Source organism: Candidatus Tectomicrobia bacterium, assembly GCA_016192135.1.
Taxonomy (GTDB): domain Bacteria; phylum UBA8248; class UBA8248; order UBA8248; family UBA8248; genus 2-12-FULL-69-37.
The window spans coordinates 63868-80904 of record JACPUR010000014.1 but is presented as its reverse complement, the minus strand read 5'-3'; the positions used below and the strand labels follow the sequence as shown (position 1 = coordinate 80904).

The following is a 17037-nucleotide window of genomic DNA, read 5'->3' as shown; positions in this document are numbered from 1 at the left end:
TTCCCCGTTTTTCCCGGCTCCGAGCTTCTGAAAGCCGCCCCTCGGGGGGGCCTGGCCTCCCGCCTGAATGTCCGCGCCTCGCTGGACGCACTTCAAAAAAGAAAGGCCGCTGCGGGTCAGCTTTCAAAGGCCCGCACGGCCCTTCCCGTTTTTCCCGGCTCCGAGCTTCCTGGTGGCCGCCCCTGGGGGGCCTGGCCTCCGCTTGGGTGTTGCGCCTCACCGGGCGCACCTCAAAAAAAAGGCCGCTGCGGGTCAGGTTTCAAAAGGCCCGCACGGCCCTTCCCTCATTTTATTTTCAAAGCCCCGACAGGAGCCCTCCCCCAGGGCTTTCATCTCTTTTAATTCTGAAAGTCTAGGGAAATAAGTAGTTCAGATCGGGTTTACGTGTCAACGAAAAAAGTTATCACTGGCGAAATGTAAGTGAAAATCCCGGTAGCGGGTAATTCCAAACTGCCACCACCAAATTACGGGGAGGAAGATGAAACGGGGCCCCTGGAAGGGGCACCGTTTCTCGTGGATCTCACGCGCCCCCATGCGGGGCCGTCATTGGTGAGGCAGAGAAGGGGAAGGCCATGAGGGTGTGCGGCCCCGCGTGGCCTTCCCCTTCGTGGAGAAGCCGGTCGCCCGGCTGCCCCAATCCGTCCCGCCTCCGGAGGGGAGGATTTCTATAGGAGGACAGGACGGAACATTGAGGCGAAGGGGAGAGCCGCAGGGGGTGCGGCCCCGGGTGGCTCTCCCATTCGCGGGAAAGCGGGCAGGCCCGCCTCCCCTTGGGTGCCATCCGGGGTCCAAACTCAGGAAGAAAAGTCTGGCCCCGTATAAACGAACCGCCTGCAATCAACGGCCATAAAAGGGAAAAGCCCTCAGGCGAGATGCCTTTCCCGCTGCTTGAACCGCCACGAACGGAACTGGTGTTCCTTTCATTTATTTTCAGTGCCTCATTTGTAGCCTCGATGGGAGTGTCCTGTCAACTCTTTGTTATCGGACGAAGATTGCGCGAAGGCTGCGTTGGGACTAAGCTGGCGGGCGCGAGTTTCTTCTCCACCGATAAACCCGGCTGGCGCCAGAAACAAGCCCCAATCGAGAGCCGAGCCTCTTGCCGGCGCACGGCCTTCGAGGGGGGATTACACATTTTCTGGAGGGCTTGCCATAATCGCCCTTCGGGCAATGGATGGGTGAAACCAGGAAGGCGGCCATGGCTGAGCCAGAAAAGGAAAAGAAAGAAGGCGGCAACGCCCTCGAGGCCCTGCTGGGCCGGCTCTCCGAGGGGCTCGGCCAGGTGCTGGAACAGCAGAAGTCGCTGGGGGACCGCCTGGCCCGGCTTGAGACCCGCTTGGAGAACATCGAGGAAGAAGAGGAGCCTCCCGGCCCGGCCCCCGCGGCGGCCGAGATGAGGACCTACGACTACCGCGTCCTCCATCATTCGCGCTGCTACACCGTCCAGGACATTCACGGCCGCGCCGCCGACATGGTGAGCGTGCGGCGCTGCCTCGCCCTGCAGGAGCTCGCCCAGGTCCGCACCCGCTACCACACCGGCACGGGCGAGCGTGAGGTCCGCTACGCCTACCGGATTTTTCCCAACGACAACAGGGAGGAGCCTCCCTGGACTCCTGTCGAGTACCATATCGACAAGGGCGCGGGCGCGGACTTCTCCGCCTTCCTCATGATGCCCGAGCCGGTCCACAACGGCGACGTGTTCGAGTTGCGCCACGAGATCCGCCTTCACAACGCCTTCACCGGCCGGAACGAATGGGTGACCCTCGTGGTGGAGTACCCGACCGAGGTGTTCCGCCTGGAAGTGATCCTCCCGCCCGGCCGGCGGCTGGTCGGGGCGAGGCGGGAGGAATCCGAGGGCGCCTCCAACAGCTTCAACAAGCGGCGGGTGTTCCCCCGCACCCTGTCCCAGACGGGCCAGATATCCCTGCTCTGGGAGGAAGAGCGGCCCGTCACCGGCCGCGCCTACACCCTCTTCTGGGACTGGTAGGTGTCCAAACAGGCTGTTCACTGCGGCATCGTTCCTCGGCGGGTCTTCGCCGGGTTTTGTCCCCCTCTCCCTCTGGGAGAGGGGAAAGAACTGGCTCCCCGGAGTGAACCACCCGTTTGGCTTGCGCCGGCCGCCTTCCGGGCTGGCTGCCGGGGGGAGGCGGTGCTACACTCCGCCGCCGCGAGCTCATTCTTCCTTCCTGATGCGCGAGGAGAACGTTTCCCATGCTGGAGCCCGAACGCTTCCTGGTGGAGCTGACCGAGAATTTCGGCGCGGAGACGCAGCCGGATGGCAAGGTGAGGACCAGCCGCAAGCAGCTCGAGGCCTGCGCGGCCAAGGCGAAGGCCAACGTCATCTTCAGCCACGCCAAGAACTTCGAGAAGGGAATCCACATCCCCACGGTGAGCGTGCGGCGGGTGGAGAAGAAGGGGAAGAAGACGGAGACCGAGATACTCTTCTTCACCTTCGAGGAGAAAGACGGCGCCATCGTCTCCGACCCGGCCGAGTGGGGCCGGGTGCCCACCCAGATCTTCGGCTAGGCCCGTGGTGCAGGGCGGGGGAAATCCGGGGGAGCGGGAGAGGGGGCCGGCGGGGGCCCAGACCCTCTCGAAGGACGAGCTCCAGGCGCTCATCAAGAACCGCTGGAAGGAGAACTTCAACGGCCTGGTGGGGCTGGAGTTCCTCGACGGAGGGGAGGGCTTCTCCCGGCTGAGGCTGCCGGTGCGGCCGGAGATCCTCCAGCCCTGGGGCTCGGTCCACGGCGGGGCCATCGCCACCCTCCTGGACGTCACGGGGGGCGTGGGCGCCCACCTGAGCTATCCGCGCGGCTACCGGCTGCTGACCCTCGAATTGAAGATCAACTACATCGGCACCCAGGGCCAGGGCGCCCTCCTCTCCGAGGGCGCCATGCTGCACCGGGGGCGCCGCACGACGGTCTGGCAGATGAGGGCGGTGGACGAGGCGGGCGGCCGCCTGCGCGCCCACGCCACCGGCACCTACATCGTCCTCGAAGGGGGCCCCGAGGGCTTCCCGGGCTGAGGGCAGGCGTCGCCCCCCGCCCCACCCTGTGATATCGTGGTTTTTCCGGAACCTGAGCCGGGGGCATCCGGCCGGCGGCGCAGGATCGCCGCGGCCCGGCCCCCCGTTACCTTTGCGCGTGGGGAGCATTCATGGCCAACAGCTTCAACGCCCGGTCCGAGCTCAAGGTGGGCAGCCGGACCTACACGATTTGGCGTCTCGACGCCCTGAAGGACAAGGGCGACCTCGCCCGCCTGCCCTTCTCCCTCAAGATCCTCCTCGAGAACCTCCTCCGCAACGAGGACGGCAAGTCCGTCACCGCCGCGGACATCGAGGCCGTCGCCTCGTGGAACCCGAAGAACCCGCCCGTGCACGAGATCGGCTTCATGCCCAGCCGGGTTCTCCTCCAGGACTTCACCGGCGTCCCCGCCGTGGTGGACCTGGCCGTCATGCGCGACGCCATGAAGGCCATGGGGGGAAACCCGAAGCTCATCAACCCCCTCCAGCCGGTGGACCTGGTGATCGACCACTCCGTGCAGGTGGACGAGTTCGCCTCGCCCGGCGCGTTCGAGAAGAACGCCGAGGTGGAGTTCCAGCGCAACACCGAGCGCTATTCCTTCCTGCGCTGGGCGCAGCAGGCCTTCGACAACTTCCGCGTGGTGCCGCCGGCCACCGGCATCATCCATCAAGTGAACCTTGAGTACTTGGCCACGGTCGTCGGCACCGCCCGAAAGGACGGGGCCACCCTGGCCTTCCCCGACACCCTCGTCGGCACCGACTCCCACACCACTATGATCAACGGCCTGGGCGTCCTGGGTTGGGGCGTGGGCGGCATCGAGGCCGAGGCGGCCATGCTGGGCCAGCCCTACTCCATGCTCATTCCGGAGGTGATCGGCTTCCGGCTGACGGGCAAGCTCCCCGAGGGCGCGACGGCCACCGACCTCGTCCTCACCGCCACGCAGATGCTCCGCAAGAAGGGCGTGGTGGCCAAGTTCGTCGAGTACTACGGCCCCGGCCTCGCCGATCTGCCCCTCGCCGACCGGGCCACCCTCAGCAACATGAGCCCCGAGTACGGCGCGACGTGCGGCATCTTCCCCATCGACCGGGAGACGCTGCGCTATCTGGAGCTCACCGGCCGGCCCCGCGAGGTCATCGAGCTGGTCGAGGCCTACGCCCGCGCGCAGGGCATGTTCCGCGACGAGACGATGCCCGAGGCCGTCTACACCGACACCCTCGAGCTCGACCTCTCGACCGTCGAGCCCAGCCTGGCGGGCCCCAAGCGCCCGCAGGACCGCATCTCCCTCGGCGACGTGAAGTCCGTCTACCAGGCCTCGCTCGACTCCATGATGGCCGAGCGGAGCGGCCCCCTGCGCGTCTGGCACGACGACAATCACAGCCGCATGGTGGACGAGGGCGGGGCGGGCGCGGCCGTCGGCGGCGTCCAGACGGCGCCCTCCTCGGTCCAGGTGGAGATCGACGGGCGCAGGCACACCCTCTTCCACGGGGCGGTGGTCATCGCCGCCATCACGAGCTGCACCAACACCTCGAACCCCTCCGTCATGCTCGGGGCGGGGCTCGTGGCCAAGAAGGCGGTGGAGCGGGGCCTCCAGCGCAAGCCCTGGGTCAAGACCAGCCTCGCGCCCGGCTCCAAGGTGGTGATGGAGTACCTGCAGAAGGCGGGCCTCGTGCCCTGCCTTGAGGCGCTGGGGTTCCACCTCGTCGGCTTCGGCTGCACCACCTGCATCGGCAACTCGGGGCCGCTGCCCCCGGCCATCTCCAAGGCGGTGCGGGAGGGCGACCTCGTGGTGGCCTCCGTCCTCTCGGGCAACCGCAACTTCGAGGGCCGCGTCCACGCCGAGGTGAAGATGAACTTCCTCGCCTCGCCGCCCCTCGTGGTGGCCTACGCCCTGGCCGGCCGGGTGGACATCGATCTCACGAAGGAGCCGATCGGGACGGGCAAGGACGGCAAGCCCGTCTACCTGCGGGACATTTGGCCGAGCCAGCGCGAGTTCCACGACGCCGTCCTCCAGAACGTGAAGGCCGACATGTTCCGCAAGAGCTACTCCGACGTCTTCAAGGGCGACCTGCGATGGATGGGCATCCCGACACCCAAGGGGGAACTCTTCGAGTGGCAGGAGTATTCCACCTACGTCCGCAAGGCCCCGTACTTCGACGGCATGAAGCGGCACCCGGACCCCGTGACCGACATCCGGGGCGCCCGCGTCCTCGCCCTGCTCGGGGACAGCATCACCACCGACCACATCTCGCCCGCTGGCTCCATCCGGGCGGACGGGCCGGCCGGTAAGTACCTCGTCATGAACGACGTGACCCAGCGCGACTTCAACAGCTACGGTGCCCGCCGGGGCAACCACGAGGTGATGGTGCGCGGCACCTTCGCCAACGTGCGCCTGCGCAACAAGATCGCCCCCGGCACCGAGGGCGGCTGGACGCGCTACCTGCCCGCCGGCGAGGTGATGAGCATCTACGACGCCTCCATGCGCTACCAGGAGGCGGGGGTGCCGCTCGTCGTCATCGCCGGGAAGGAATACGGCACGGGCTCCTCGCGCGACTGGGCGGCGAAGGGCCCGCACCTCCTCGGCATCAAAGCGGCCATCGCCGAGAGCTACGAACGCATCCACCGCTCGAACCTCATCGGCATGGGCGTGCTGCCCCTTCAGTTCCGCTCCGGCGAGAACGCCGAGAAGCTCGGTCTCACCGGCGAGGAGGTCTTCGACATCGAGGGCCTGAAGGGGGGCGAGGCCAAGGCGGTCCGGGTGACGGCCCGCCCGGCCTCGGGCAAGCCTGTCACCTTCGAGGCCCTCGTCCGCATCGACACTCCGAACGAGGTGCTCTACTACAAGAACGGCGGCATCCTTCAGTACGTGCTGCGGCAGCTCCTGGAGAAGAGCGGGAAGTAGCCTTATCCCGCCGGACGGCCGAAGGCCCTCCCGGGCAACCGGGAGGGCCTTCTCGCTTTTGGGGCTCAGCCCCCCTCGCCGGATTCTTCGGGGGAATCGCTCAGGGGCCGCTGCAAGGGAAGAGAGCCGCTCAGGGACTTGCCGTTCCGGTAAAATATCGTGAAGGCCGGATTGGGCTTCTCGTCCTGGATCTCGACCACCAGGCGGGAGATATCAGGGCGAGCGGTTTTGGTGAACTGGCCCAGGAATTCAACGGCTCGCTGAACCGCGATGGGGTGCATAAGAGGAAATATCCTAGGGCGAATATGAATTCAATTGATGATGAATTTGGGAGGCGCCCCTTTGGGGCGAACCAAATTAAACAGTCCGGACATCCGGACAGTCTAGATATCCGTATCAATTTGTCAAGAGAATTATCCCCGTCATTATGAGAAAATATGACAGTGTAGTCGACTCTCCGGCACTCACTCAAAAGAAAACTGGAGATCATGCCGCACGGCATATATATTGAGTGGGGTCGAGCGGGGCGGTTGACTCAGGGCCTCCCAGGCCTAAACCCGCATCGGAGGTCCCCGGTTTCCGCCGAAACTGAGGGGCCCCTCAGACAATCTGCTAGAGCCGTTTCCGGAAAGTCCGCTATCCACAAAAGCCTGCCGAGACGCCTTTCCGTTCTTTGCCGTTCTCCGCACCACCCCGGCCGGGCAGCACCCGCCGGGATATTGCCGTTCAGATGTCCGCCTTTCCCGATTCGGGAGGCGATTATGCGGTTTCAAGGAGAGAATCGCCGGGGGTGCCTTCGCGCGCCGCGGGAGGTGCCGTGATGCCTCAGGGCCTTTTCAAGCTTCGGAAGGAAGCGGGGCTCTCCCGCGAAAAGCTCGGCGCGAAGGCGCAGATTTCGGCCCGGACCATCTACCGGATCGAGAAGTTCGGGGACATCCCCGCCGGGGACACGGTCGCCCGCTTGGCCGCCGCCCTCGAGAAATCCGAGGCCGAGGTCTGGGCGGCCATCCGGGGCGAGCAGTTCGACACCAGCCGCGAGACCTATTCCGTCCAGTGGGAACGGCTCAGGGCTATCTGGGTGAACCTGGAGAGGAAGGACCAGGCAATGATGCTCCGGATGGCGGAGCGGCTGGCCCGGAAGTAGGAAAGCGCGCGGGATTTCTTTCTCCCGTCGTCCCGGTGCGAAAAAGCCCCCCGCGCGGGGGGCTTTTTCATTTCCGCCGGAGCTCCGAGGGCCTCTCAGCCCTCCGGCCCGATCATCCTCTCGGGCCGCACGATCTCGTCGAACTTCTCGGCCGTGAGGAGGCCCAGCGCCACGGCGGCCTCCCTCAGCGTGATGTTCTCGGCGAAGGCCTTCTTGGCCACCTTGGCCGCGTTGTCGTAGCCGATGTGGGGATTGAGCGCCGTGACCAGCATGAGGGAGCGCTTCAGGTGGCCCTCGATGACATCGCGGTTCGCCTCGATGCCCCGCGCGCAGTGCTCGTCGAAGGAGTCGCAGGCGTCGGCCATGAGCCGCACCGAGTTCAGGAAGTTGAAGATGATGAGGGGCTTGAAGACGTTGAGCTCGAAGTTCCCCATCGCCCCGCCCAGGTTCACGGCCGTGTCGTTCCCCATCACCTGGGCGCAGACCATGGTCATCGCCTCGCTCTGGGTGGGGTTCACCTTGCCGGGCATGATGGAGCTCCCCGGCTCGTTCTCGGGGATGCGCAGCTCCCCGATGCCCGAGCGCGGTCCCGAGGCCAGCCAGCGGATGTCGTTGGCGATCTTCATCAGGGCGGCGGCCAGCGTCTTGAGGGCGCCGTGGGCGAACACCAGGGCGTCGTGGGCGGCCAGGGCCTCGAACTTGTTGGGCGCGGAGCGGAAGGGGAGGCCCGTCATCTTCGCGATGTGGGCGCAGGCCTTCTCCGAGAACCGGGGATGGGTGTTGAGCCCCGTGCCCACCGCCGTCCCCCCGAGCGCCAGGTCGAAGAGGCCGTCCAGGGTGGCGCGGACGCGGCCATCGCAGCTCCCGAGCTGGGCGGCGTAGCCCGAGAATTCCTGCCCCAGGGTGAGGGGCACGGCGTCCATGAGGTGGGTGCGCCCGATCTTGATGATGCTCCCGAACTCCGCCGCCTTCCCGGCGAGGGTCTTCCGCAGGCCCTCCACGGCGGGCAGGAGGCGCTTCGTGAGCTGCTCGGCCGCGGCGATGTGCATGGCCGTCGGGAAGGTGTCGTTCGAGGACTGCGCCTTGTTCACGTCGTCGTTGGGATGGACGGGCTTCTTCGAGCCCATCTTGCCCCCGGCCAGCTCGATGGCGCGGTTCGAGATGACCTCGTTGGCGTTCATGTTCGTCTGGGTGCCGCTGCCCGTCTGCCACACGCGGAGCGGGAAGTGGTCGTCGAGCTTGCCCTCGATCACCTCGTCCGCCGCCCGGACGATGAGCCTGGCCTTGTCGGCGGAGAGGGAGCCGATCTCCTCGTTGGCGAGGGCGGCGGCCTTCTTGAGGATGCCGAGCGCGCGGACGATCTCGCGCGGGAAGCGGTCGCCGCCGATGTTGAAGTGGATGAGCGAGCGGGCCGTCTGCGCGCCGTAGTACCTGTCGTCGGGGACCTCGATCTGCCCCATGCTGTCGGTTTCGATTCGGTTTCCCATTGCCTCCGTCCTCAGGCCGCGGGCGCGGCGCGTTGAAGCGGGAGGGCCCTCTCCCAAGCGGCGGAAGTATGGCACAGGACCGGGGGGGGCCGGAAGGCGGAGAGGGCGCCTCGGCCAAAGGAGGCGCCGCGCCTTGTAGGGGCGGTTCGCGAACCGCCCCTACACTCCCCCTCCGGGGGTGGGGGAGCAGGCATCCGGCGGCTTTCCCTCCCCTAGTCCCCTCCCGGCGGGAAGGGGAAAACCTCGACGCATCGTGTGTGTGTCGCGTCTTCCCGCGCTGCCCTTCATCATCGCGCACCCCGGCAGGCACCGCCCCTACACAGACTGGGACCGCCTACCACTGCAGAACGAGGCGCCCGACCGGGTCCCCCTTGCGGAGCGAGCCCAGGGCCTCGTTGGCCTCCCGCATGGGGGCGGTGCCCGAGATGACGGCCTTCACCCGGCCGTCGTTCACGAGGCTGGCGGCGTCCGTCACGTCCCGCACCGAATGGTTGTGGGAGGCGATGATCTGGATCCACTTGTAGACCATCTTGGCTGGATCGATGGGGACGGTCTGGCCGTAGTGGTAGCCCAGGATCAGGAGCCTTCCGCCGGGCCGCAGGAGCTCCATGCACTGCGCGATGACGGGAGGCACGGCGGCGCCCCCCACGATCTCGAGGGCCACGTCGGCCCCCACCCCGCCGGTGAGGTCCATGACCGCCTTCACCGGGTCGGCCTGCAGCGCGTTGATGGTGTGGGCCGCGCCCAGGCCGCGGGCCGCCTCGAGCTTCTCGTCCTTCACGTCCACCCCGATGACGTTCGCGCCCAGGTGGCGCAGGAGCTGGAGGGCGTGGATGCCCAGGCCACCCAGCCCGAAGACGACGGCCGTCTCGCCGACCTCGACCCGCGCCATGCGGATGCCGTGAAGGGGAGAGCCGAGGGTGCCGCCGATGAGGCAGGCCGCCTCCATGGCGACGGAGGAGCCCACCTTGACGAGGTTCCGCTCGGAGACGGCCACCAGCTCGCCGAAGCCGCCGTCGATCTCGAAGCCCATTCGCCCCGGCGACTGCAGGCACATCTCCTCCCGGCCCGCCCGGCACATGCGGCACCGGCCGCAGGTCTGCTTGGCCACCATGACCACCCGGTCGCCCGGCTTGACGGACTCCACCTCGCCGCCCGCCTCCAGGACGACCCCCGCGCTCTCGTGCCCGAGCAGGAGGGGCTTCTTGGCCGACTTCACGAGCCCGTCCCAGATCTTGAGGTCGGTGGCGCACAGCCCGTTCGTCTTGGCCTGGACGAGGACCTGGCGCGGCCCGGTGATCCTGGGCTCCGGCACCTCCTCCCACGCGAGGGGCTTTCCGAATTCCTTGAGCAGCATCGCCTTCATGGGCGGGCCTCCATCGGGGACTTAGGAAGACGCGGGAATCACGCCGGCGGAGTGTATCAATTTCGCGGGGGGGACGGAACGCGGGAGGGGGCGGGCCTCATCCCGCCGGGGCGCGGAGGGTATGGGGGGCGCTCTCCGCCTTCTTCCGCCCGGCGAACACCCGGCCCATCTCGAGGCGGAAGGCCACCGGATCGATGGGTCTGGCGAGGAAGCCGTCGGCGAGGTCCCAGCCGTTCCCGCTTCCGGCCCCGGCGGCCTCCGAGGCGACGGCGACGGCGGGAATGCCGCGCGTCTCGGGCAGGCTTTTCAGGCGCTGGAGGAGGCGGAGGCCTTCGCCGTGCGGGGCCTCCACGTCCAGCAGGATGAGATCGGGCCGCTCCTTGCGCGCCAGCTCGAGCCCCTCCTCGGCCCGGGCCGTAAGCAGGCGGGCCGCGTTCCGCATGAGCACCTTGAGGTAGCCGTGGAAGGGCGTCTGGCCCTCGACCACGAGCACCGAGGCGCCTTCCCAGGGCTCGTCCGCTTCGGCCGCGGGCGGACCCGCCTCGCCGTTCTCCCCACCCCCGGCCGGGGGGGCGGGGATGCACAGCGGAAGGGAAAACGTGAAGATGCTGCCGGAGCCTTTTTCGCCCTCCACCCAGATGCGGCCGCCCTGGAGGCCGAGGAGCTGCTTCACCAGGTGGAGCCCGATGCCCAGTCCGCCGCCCCGGTGGGCGCCGCCGGACTCGAGCTGGGCGAAGCGCTCGAAGATGATGCGGGCCTCCTCCGGACCGACGCCGATGCCCTCGTCCTGGACCGAGATCCACGCCTCCTCCCCGCGCCGCTCGGTCCGGACGGTGATGGTGCCGCCGGAGGGGGAGTACTTGACGGCGTTGTCGAGGAGGTTGCCGAGAATCTGATGGAAGCGCGTGAGATCGCAGCGGACCGCGTAATCCTCCGACCGGAGGTCGCTCACCAGGGTGAAGCCGCAGGGCAGCTGGGGAATCCGCCCCTCGACGGCGGAGCGCACCAGCGAGTCGACGGGGGCGTCCCGCAGCTGGAGGCTCAGCTTGCCCGTCGATATCCGGTCCAGGTCCAGCAGGTCCTCGATCAGGCTGAGCATGTGCTCCCCCGCCTCGCGGACCTTCTGCGCGACCTGGGCGGTTTCGCCGTCCCGGGCCTCCAGGCGGAGGATATCGCTCAGGCCCGTGATGACGTTCAGCGGGGAGCGGAGCTCGTGGTTCAGGTTCGAGAGGAAGACGCTCTTCGCCCGGTTGGCGGCCTCGGCCTCCTCCTTCGCCTCCTGCAGCGCGCGCTCGGCCCGCTTCCACTCGGAGAGGTCCTTGTGGATTCCGGCCAGGGCCACCACCTCTCCCCGCTCGTCCTGCACGGGCGATATGGTGATGCTCACGGGGATGGGCGCGCCGTCCTTGCGGAGGCGCTGGGTTTCGTAGGTGTAGGGGAGCTTCTCGGCGATCACTCGGGCGGTGATCGTCTTGTTCCTCGCCATGTCCTCTTCAGGAATGATGATGTCCACCTTGCGGCCAAGCGCCTCGGGCTCGGTGTACCCGTAGAGCGCCTCGGCGCCGGAGTTCCAGAGCAGTATGGTTCGGTCCAGGTTGGTGATGGTGATGGGATCGGACGTGTCCCCCACCACGCTGTTCAGGAACTCGCGGCTGCGCTTCTCCTCGTCGTGCAGGCGCGCGTTCTGCACGGCGATGGCGGCCTGGGAGGCCAGGGCGCCCAGGAGCTCCAGGTCGGGTTTCGAGAAGAGGCCGATCTTCCGGGACACGCAGTTGAGGACGCCGATGATGCGCGCGCCCTGGCGCAGGGGCTGGACGATGAAGGAATGGAGGCCGTTCGCGCGCGCCCAGTCGGTCGAAAGCCAGCGGGGATCGTTCAGGATGTCGGGGACGAGAAGGGCCTCCCCCGTCTCCACGACGCTGCCCGTGATTCCCTCCCCTGTCCGGAAGGACTGGCGCATGTTCCGGTCCATCGGGACGTTTCCGTAGGCGGCGCGCTGGATTACGCGGTTGGAGGACTCGTCGACCAGGTACAGGCGCGCCAGGTCCGCCCCGAGCAGGTCATAGGAGGCGTGGACGATGCTGCCCAGCGTCTCGTCCAAGGCGAGGTTCTCGGTGATGTGCCGGTTGAGGCGGTTCAGGACCAGGAGCCGGGAGGCCCGCTGCTCGGCGGTCCGGTAGAGGGAGGTGTTGCGGATCGCCGAGCCGATGTGCTGGGCGATCGAGGTGAGGAGATCGATTTGCTCCCGCGAGAAGGCGTTCGCCCGCGTGGAAGTGAGGGAGATGTGGGCGATGCAGCGCCCGTCTTGCAGGATGGGCACGATCAAGAGGCTCCGCAGGCCCGCGCTCACGAGCCGGTCCGACCACGGCGTCATGGCCTCGTCGTGCATTTGGCTCAGGTCGGGGACGAACTTGGGGCGCAGCGTCTGGTAGACCTCGCGGTGGAACCACGTTCCCCGCGTCGCGCCCCCCTCCGGCGCCGGCTCGACGGAGACGTCCGATTCGACGTGCAGGTAGAGATAGGCATTGGTGCCGGGATCGAGGCGGGCGATGACGCACCGCTCGCAGGGGATGGCCTTCCGGATCTCGCTCACGATGACGCGGAAGACGTGCTCGGGCTCCAGGGAGGAACTCAGCGCCCGCGCGATCTCGCCGGCCAGCTCGAGGCGGGCCGCGCGCTCTTGCGCCTGCCTGAGGAGGTCCGTCTTCTCGATCGCGATGGCGGTCTGGGAGGCGAGGGCGCCCAGGAGGTTGACGTCCTCCTCGCTGAAGAAACCCGGCTTCACCGAAAAGCAGTTGATGATGCCGATGTTCCGCCCGCGCTGGCTCAGCGGCTGCGAAATGCAGGAGCGGATGCCCGTCTCGCGCGACCAGTCGGCCGTGAGCCAGTTGGGCTCCTCGTTCACGTCGCGCATATTGACCGGAAGGCCGGTCGCGAACACGCGGCCGCCGATGCCCTCGCCCGGCCGGAGGGTGAGAATCTGCCCATCCAGCGTCGGCGGCCGGCCGTAGGTGGCCCGCAGCTTCAGGCGGTCCTCCGCCTCGTCGTAGAGAAAGATGTGGGTGTGCTCCCCCTTCAGGAGCTCGGCGGCCGCCTGGAGGAGGGCGTTTAGGATGTCGTCCAGGGAATGGGTGGCGATGATCTTCTGATTGAGCTGGTTCAGCACGCTCAGCCGGACGGCCCGCTCCCGCGCCGCGGAGAAGTGCACCGCCTTCTCGACGGCGATGGAGGCCTGGGACGCCAGGCCGCCCAGCAGGGCCAGGTCCTCCTCGGCGAACGCTCCGGCCGCCTGGGCGAGCGCCAGGATGACGCCGGCGGGCCGGCCGCTTTGCGTGAGCGGGTAGGCGATGGCCGAGCGGACCGAGCCCGCGGGGATCCACTCCCAGGGCATGGGCTCCCAGCGTGAATCCGCCGCGAGATCGGAGATCAGGACCGGCTTCTCGTTTTCGAGCACCCAGCCCGCCAGGCTCGACTGGGGCGGGATGACGGCTCTCAGCCCCGGGGGCCAGGGGATGGCGCCGACGGCGGCCTGGAGCACGAGCTCCTTGGTCTCCGGCTCCGCCATGAAAAGGCGGGCGTAATCGGCGTGGAGGAGGGTGGCGACAGCCTGGGTGATGCTGTTCAGCGCCTCGCCCAGATCGAGGTTCTCCGAGATCTTCCGGTTCAGCTCGTTCAGGACCGAGAGGCGCGCCGCCCGCTCCCCGGCCGTGCGGTAGAGCTTGGCGTTTCGGATGGCGGGGCCGACATAGGCCGCGATGGAGGCGAGGAGCTCGTGCTGCGCGGGCGAGAATGCGTTCTTTTGAAAGCTCGTGAGGGCGATGTGCGCGATGCAGACGGAGCCGTCGAGGACGGGGATGAACAGCTGGCTGCGGAAGCCGAGCTGGACGAAGCGGTCCTGCAGGCCCTCCTCGGCGGTGATGTCGGGGATGTAGTAGGGCTCCTTTCGCTCGTACAGCTTCTCGACGAGGATGGCGCGCAGGGCATCGGCCTCGCCGGGCGTGGGAGGCGGGAGATCGATGTCGGAGTCGGTATGCCAGTAGGAGGGGAAGGGCCCCCGCGCCTCCACGGAGGCGATAATGCAGCGCTCGCAGGGGACGGCGCGGCGGATCTCCCTCGTGATGGTGCGGAAAGTCTCCTCCGGTTCGAGCGAGGAGCCCAGGGCCTTGGCGATTTCGCCGGTGATCTCGAGGCGCGAGGTCTTCTCCTCCGACGCCTGATAGAGCATGGCGTTCCGGATGGCCGAGCCGATATGCTGGGCGATGGAGGTGAGTAGGGATATCTGGGCGCCGGAGAAGGCGTTCGCCCTTACACTCGAGATCGCAACGTGGGCGATGCTGTTCCCAGTTTGCAGGATGGGGATGGCCAGGAAGCTGCGCAATCCGGTCCGGACGAGACGCTCCGACCAGGGTTTCATCGTATCGTCATCGAGACATTTCGACAGATCCGGAACAAGCTTTGGCTGCTTTGCTTCGTACACCTCCCGGTGGAACCATCGGGTGCTGATGCGGTCGGCCTCGGCCGTCCTCTCGGGAACCTCGATGTCGCTCTCGATATGGAAATACTGGTACGTCGCGCCGGCGAGATCCAGGCGGGCGATCACGCATCGCTCGCAGGGGATCACCTTGCGGATCTCGCGGACGATGGTCTGGAAAAGCTGTTCGGGTTCGAGCGAGGAGCCCAGGGCCTTGGCGATCTCGCCGGTGATCTCGAGGCGCGAGGTCTTCTCCTCCGATGCCTGATAGAGCATGGCGTTCCGGATGGCCATGCCGAAGAGGTCGGAGAGGGATTGAAGCAGCCGCTCGTGGTCGTGCGTGAAGTTGGCGGGCCTCGTGCTGCTCAGTAATATGTGGGCGGCGCATTCGCCGTCCTGCAGGATGGGCATGGCGATGATGCTTTTTATCCCCGCCTCCGCCATCTGCCGCGCGCGCGCGTGCGGGATGACGCTGATGTCGGGCTGGTTCACCACGCGCTTCATCTCGTATACGTCCCTGTCCCACCACACCCCCTCCTCGTCGAAGGGATCGGCCCGGAACGGCGGATCGATGTCCGACTCGAAGTGCCAGGCGTGGATATGGCGGGTATCGCGGCTGAACGAGCCGATGACGCAGCGCTCGCAGGGGACGGCCCGCCGGATCTCGCGGATCATCGTCCGGAACAGCTCGGAGGGCCTGAGGGTGGAGGCGAGAGCCTTGGTGATCTGGCCCGCCAGCTCCAGGCGCAGCGCCCGCTGCCGGGTTTCCGCGAACAGCCGCGCCTTCTCGATGGCGATGGCGGCCTGGAAGGAGAAAGAGCCCAGGAGCCCCAGGTCTTCCTGGGTGAAAATGCCGCTCCTGGACGAGAGGCAGTAGATGGCCCCGAACGACTTCTCCCCGAGGCGCAGGGGGTAGGCGATGTAGGCGTGGAGGCCGTGGTCCCGGACCCAATCCTCCAGCTGCCACTCGGCGGCCTGCTGTACGTCCTCCAGGATCATCGGCTTCCCGGAGGCCACCACCCGGCCGATGACGCCTTTTCCGGCCCGCAGCGTGCCCGGCGGGGAGGAAGGGGGGGGGATCCGGCCTGCGTGGGCATGGGGGATGAGGATGCCCGTATCTTCTTCCAGGAGGAACGCCCGGGAGATGTCGGCGCCGAGGAGCTCGGCGGCGGCGTTCACGATGGCGTCCAGGGTCTCCCGGAGGTCCACGTTCTGGGTGATCTTCTGGCTGAGGATATTGAGGGTGGCCAGCCGGGAGGCGCGCGTCTCGGCCATCCGGAACAGCGCCGCGTTGCGCACGGCCGAACCGAGGTGGCCCGCCAGCGAGGAGAGGAGCTCCGCCCCCTCGGCGTCCCCCCCCCCCTTCCTCGTCCATGCGAGCCCGAGGTGGATGTAAAATCCCTTTCCCTCGTCCTGGCGGATGGGCAGGACGAAGGAGCTCTTAAGTCCGGCCTTGAGCAGCCGCCGGCTCCAGGAAGTATCCACCCGCTCCAGGTCCGGGAAATTGACCGGCCGCATCGGGGAATACACATTCCGCAGATACCACTCTCCCGTCTCCCGCTCCTCCTCGGCGGAGAGGGTGGGGACGGGGAGCGTGTGCTCGATGTGCCAGATGCGGTGCTCTTTCGTGGCGGGGTCCACCCCGGCGATGACGATGCGGTCACAGGGGATGGCGTGACGGATTTCCCGGAGGATGTCGCGGAACAGGCGATCCGGGTCGAGGTCGGCGCTCAGGACTTTCGTGATCTTGCTGGTGAGCAGCCCCTGCGCGGCCTGCCGGGTGACCGTGACGTGCAGGCGCCCCAGGACCGCCAGGCCCCATAGGATGAATGACGTTCCCAGCAGGCCCAGGAAACCGCTGACCAGCCAGACGTGGGTTTCATAATCGGCCAGCTCCGTCTTCAGGACGAGGGGCTCGGAAACGGTTTCGAGCACGAATCCGACGGAATGGCCCGCGGACTCGGCGTCCGGGCCCGCGATGGGCGCCCGGCTCACAAGATAGAGGGGGGAGGGAGCGGGCTGGAAGGCCGAGAGGAAGGTGTTCGGCGGATCCAAGCGGAAGGCGACCCCCTCCCGGTGCGCCTCGCCGAGCGCCTCCGCCGGCGGGGCCACCTCCTCCGCGCCCGGATGGGAATCCCAAAGAAGCCTCCCCTCGGTGCTCCAGAGCCGCAGGCGCTTGAGCTTCTCCGTCCGGGCGAGCATGGAACCATGGAAGAGGACATCCAGCGCCGAGACGGCGCGCGGGGAAAAGACCGGCTGCAGGTCCTCCGGCGAAATGCGGTCCCGGAACTCTCCGCGCAGATGATCCGTGAAATGCCGGGCTTCGTTGCCCGCCAGCATGTTCTTCATGAGCCAGATGGAGAAGGAGCCGCCGATCAGGCACAGAAGGAGGATGCAAAGGGCGGCCCCCGCCGCCAGCCAGCGGAAAGGTTTCGGCGCCCTCAGGATGTTCAGGGAGGTTTTCAAGATCGGCCTCGGGTTTCCTGCTTCCTCCAGGCCTCCGGGAACAAGCCCGCGACGGTTTCCGCGCCCCCGCGTCCGGATGTGGAGTAAAGACAATCTTATTATATCTCTCGGGGGCCAGAAACGGTTTTGAAAGGCGGGGTGCCCTCGTGAAAAAAAGAAAAACGCGGGGGGACTGTTCCAAAAT

At 67.2% G+C, this 17037-nt stretch carries 9 protein-coding genes; 5 read left to right on the top strand and 4 right to left on the bottom strand.

What is annotated here, in order from left to right; genetic code table 11:
* The first annotated feature begins 1195 nt into the window (after positions 1 to 1195).
* From HYZ11_05705 to acnA, 4 genes are all read left to right on the top strand, one after another.
* On the top strand, positions 1196 to 1984 hold the full coding sequence (locus HYZ11_05705) for a hypothetical protein (protein MBI3127078.1): 789 nt from the start codon (positions 1196 to 1198) through the stop codon (positions 1982 to 1984).
* Between the two features lie 224 nt (positions 1985 to 2208).
* A complete protein-coding gene (locus tag HYZ11_05700; protein MBI3127077.1) occupies positions 2209 to 2523 on the top strand; it encodes a hypothetical protein in 315 nt (104 codons plus the stop codon).
* A gap of 4 nt (positions 2524 to 2527) precedes the next feature.
* On the top strand, positions 2528 to 3022 hold the full coding sequence (locus HYZ11_05695; protein MBI3127076.1) for a PaaI family thioesterase: 495 nt from the start codon (positions 2528 to 2530) through the stop codon (positions 3020 to 3022).
* A gap of 131 nt (positions 3023 to 3153) precedes the next feature.
* A complete protein-coding gene (gene acnA, locus HYZ11_05690) occupies positions 3154 to 5919 on the top strand; it encodes an aconitate hydratase AcnA (protein MBI3127075.1) in 2766 nt (921 codons plus the stop codon).
* Positions 5920 to 5984: 65 nt separating this feature from the next.
* Here the strand turns inward: acnA and HYZ11_05685 are convergent, their stop codons facing one another.
* Positions 5985 to 6200 carry a hypothetical protein gene (locus HYZ11_05685; GenBank protein MBI3127074.1) on the bottom strand — a complete coding sequence of 72 codons (216 nt, stop codon included), beginning with the start codon at positions 6198 to 6200 and terminating at the stop codon, positions 5985 to 5987.
* Positions 6201 to 6739: 539 nt separating this feature from the next.
* Between HYZ11_05685 and HYZ11_05680 the strand changes: the two genes are divergently transcribed.
* Positions 6740 to 7063 (top strand): helix-turn-helix transcriptional regulator, encoded by a 324-nt coding sequence (locus HYZ11_05680; protein ID MBI3127073.1) that lies wholly within the window; start codon positions 6740 to 6742, stop codon positions 7061 to 7063.
* Between the two features lie 95 nt (positions 7064 to 7158).
* Here the strand turns inward: HYZ11_05680 and fumC are convergent, their stop codons facing one another.
* The 3 genes from fumC to HYZ11_05665 form a co-directional block, all read right to left on the bottom strand.
* Positions 7159 to 8550, bottom strand: a complete 1392-nt coding sequence (gene fumC, locus HYZ11_05675) for a class II fumarate hydratase (protein ID MBI3127072.1) — start codon at positions 8548 to 8550, stop codon at positions 7159 to 7161.
* 334 nt (positions 8551 to 8884) lie between these two features.
* A complete protein-coding gene (locus HYZ11_05670; GenBank protein ID MBI3127071.1) occupies positions 8885 to 9916 on the bottom strand; it encodes an alcohol dehydrogenase catalytic domain-containing protein in 1032 nt (343 codons plus the stop codon).
* 97 nt (positions 9917 to 10013) lie between these two features.
* Positions 10014 to 16853 carry a GAF domain-containing protein gene (locus HYZ11_05665; protein MBI3127070.1) on the bottom strand — a complete coding sequence of 2280 codons (6840 nt, stop codon included), beginning with the start codon at positions 16851 to 16853 and terminating at the stop codon, positions 10014 to 10016.
* Between the last annotated feature and the right edge of the window lie 184 nt (positions 16854 to 17037).

Coding starts and splice junctions, on each gene's coding strand:
- HYZ11_05680 (MBI3127073.1), top strand. CDS start 6,740: ATGCCTCAGGGCCTTTTCAAGCTTCGGAAGGAAGCGGGGCTCTCCCGC.
- fumC (MBI3127072.1), bottom strand. CDS start 8,550: ATGGGAAACCGAATCGAAACCGACAGCATGGGGCAGATCGAGGTCCCC.
- acnA (MBI3127075.1), top strand. CDS start 3,154: ATGGCCAACAGCTTCAACGCCCGGTCCGAGCTCAAGGTGGGCAGCCGG.
- HYZ11_05670 (MBI3127071.1), bottom strand. CDS start 9,916: ATGAAGGCGATGCTGCTCAAGGAATTCGGAAAGCCCCTCGCGTGGGAG.
- HYZ11_05705 (MBI3127078.1), top strand. CDS start 1,196: ATGGCTGAGCCAGAAAAGGAAAAGAAAGAAGGCGGCAACGCCCTCGAG.
- HYZ11_05700 (MBI3127077.1), top strand. CDS start 2,209: ATGCTGGAGCCCGAACGCTTCCTGGTGGAGCTGACCGAGAATTTCGGC.
- HYZ11_05685 (MBI3127074.1), bottom strand. CDS start 6,200: ATGCACCCCATCGCGGTTCAGCGAGCCGTTGAATTCCTGGGCCAGTTC.